3 protein-coding genes and 1 pseudogene are annotated in these 2,218 nt (G+C 63.3%); 1 reads left to right on the top strand and 3 read right to left on the bottom strand.

Translation table 11 applies throughout. The annotated features are described in order from the left end of the window. The 3 genes and pseudogenes from ABT116_RS43285 to ABT116_RS43295 all read right to left on the bottom strand — a co-directional run. Window positions 1-101, bottom strand: a pseudogene (locus ABT116_RS43285) (alcohol dehydrogenase catalytic domain-containing protein); the annotation flags it as partial. A gap of 647 nt (window positions 102-748) precedes the next feature. Continuing rightward, window positions 749-1,162 (bottom strand): hypothetical protein, encoded by a 414-nt coding sequence (locus ABT116_RS43290; RefSeq protein ID WP_003941273.1) that lies wholly within the window; start codon window positions 1,160-1,162, stop codon window positions 749-751. Window positions 1,163-1,220: 58 nt separating this feature from the next. Then, complete coding sequence (locus ABT116_RS43295) at window positions 1,221-1,556, bottom strand: hypothetical protein (RefSeq protein ID WP_003941266.1); 336 nt, start codon at window positions 1,554-1,556, stop codon at window positions 1,221-1,223. Between the two features lie 298 nt (window positions 1,557-1,854). Between ABT116_RS43295 and ABT116_RS51125 the strand changes: the two genes are divergently transcribed. After that, window positions 1,855-2,218: DUF1016 N-terminal domain-containing protein (locus ABT116_RS51125; protein ID WP_502984046.1), on the top strand; the 364-nt coding region annotated here is incomplete at its 3' end.

Here is a 2,218-nt window from a genome sequence, read left to right on the forward strand (position 1 = left end):
GCACCCACCGCCTCCACGACCCCGGCCCCCTCATGGCCCAGCACCACGGGAACGGGAAAGGGGATGGTCCCGTCCACCACCGACAGATCGCTGTGCCGAATCGCGCTGGCAGCCAGGCATGAGCTGCCTCGCGGCCGGCAAGCGTCGCGACGTCGAGAGTTCGGAGACCGAGTGGCCGGGCGAGGCCGCGGCCGCGGCGTGAGGCTGTCTGACGCACGAGAACAGCGCGCTCAAAACCGAGAAACTGCTGAAGGCCTGCGAGCCACAGGAGCCGGTCAGGCTCGCCAGACTGGCCCTTGCCGCTCTTACACTCGAGTATCGAACGCGAGATCCGCAGACGTCCGTCGACGTCGACCGCGAGAACGTCTATATCGGTGAGAACATCACGTCCAGAATCCGCGTCGACGCGGATTGGCACACGCAGCCTGACCAGAGCACCGTCGTTGAACTCGGTACGGCCGACTCGACGTTCAAGGTCCGCGCCCGGGTCCGTTCCTCGACCACCCTTCTGCACCGGGCGCTTAGCTGACCGGGACGACACCGCTGAATCATCCGGCAGGTCGCCCCTAGGCGCCTCGACAGTGTCGCGCGTTCCTACTTGCGCCGTTCCTGTCTCTTCAGCTTCAGTGGTAATCGGTGTTGATCGCAAGTGTTGCTTGCCGACCGCTGCGGTTCCTGGTCTGCCTTGGGTGAGGAGGCGATCGCACCTTCCGTGGTTTGGACCTCGTCGTTGATCGGTAGTTCGTCGTCAGACACCGAAAGCACCGCCTGAAGTTACGTCACGCAGCGCCGCAATGAGTCGCGCTTCCTCGTGGCCGTTAATTTCAGCCTCGGAGGCAATCTTGGCGCGTTCCCGCTCGACGTGACTGTAGGCCCGCTGGTTGCCCAAGCTCTGGAGGCTGCCCGCCTCGCCTCGGTTTCGGGACCCTCGGGAGTCGATGATCGACAGTGCGGACTCGGCAATGTCGGATTGGAGTAAAACCATTTTGAAGCTGCCGCTTCGGCCGCTCGGTACCACTTTGATCGTGCCTGCGGTCTCGAGCATCGGGTAGTCGGTCCCGATATTCGGTACGCCTCCGGCTTCGCCATCACGGATGAGCGTGTATAGGAACGCTCCTGGGCTGTGCAATTTCCAGGAGGCGAACGTGGAGGCGTAGATCATGCTGCCTACCAACTGGCGCACGTGCCCCGACGGATCTGTGGGAGCAACGCCGAACGCGTCACGCTTGAGATGCGGGCTGAAAAGGAAACCCTCCTCGGACCCGCCTCGTCAAACCATCAGATTTGCTGTCTGCGTAGGTTTTTCCGTTGTCGAAGGCTCGGGCCATGTACGGCAGAGTGTGGACCTGTGCCGCGCTACCGTTCGTGTCCGCGATGCTGTGGGCGATCGGTTTTAGCATACCGACCGGGATCGAGGGATCGGCATCTTCTGCGGTTTCCCAGGTTCCGGGGATGAACAGGTTGAAAGTCTTCGAGCATCCGTTTGATTGGGCGGACGCGATGCCCGGCGACATCAAAGCGATGGAGGCTGCGACGACTGTTGCCGTCATCAGCATGCATACCGGACGGTGGATGGTCGAACCTAGGAACGGCATGAGAACCTTTCTCTACCAGCGAACACGATGTACCTGTCCGCGCGCGGACAGGCCTGACGCGCCCGATTTCAGGTGAGGGCCGCTATGGTGCTGGACGTATTCACTCCGATCAATGCGCCCTGTGAAGAACTGAGCTGTGCGAGGGCCGGGTGATCCTGCGTCTAGCGCGCACGCCCGAGTCGCCGTTCCTGCGGGCTGAGGTGTCCAGTGGGGGCATGTCCGGTGGGCGTTCCCAGCAGCGCTGGGTAAAGATGGATGGGTGAATGCTCCAGCCGAACTGCCCGCCGACTACGCCCAGCTTCTCGACCATCTCAAGTCGCAAGTTCGGCAAGCGCGAGTTCGCGCCACCCGAATCGTCAACACCGAACTGCTCAGTCTGTATTGGGACATAGGGCACGCGATTGTGCAGCGTCAAGAGGCCGAGGGCTGGGGTTCAAAGGTGATCGACAGGCTCGCCGTCGATCTTCGATCGGCGCTCGTCGGCGGGTGCAGCGCCATGGCTCTGTACGCGGTGTTCGCCTGGACCGGCCGAGGCGCGGCGCACCCGGTGCTCCAGTTCCTCCGTGGTGCCGACGCCGTCCCGGGCGAGGGCGGCGGTCTCGGTGGCGCGCAGCCGCTGCACC

It is taken from the genome of Streptomyces sp. NPDC002130 (genome assembly GCF_040296465.1).
GTDB lineage: Bacteria > Actinomycetota > Actinomycetes > Streptomycetales > Streptomycetaceae > Streptomyces.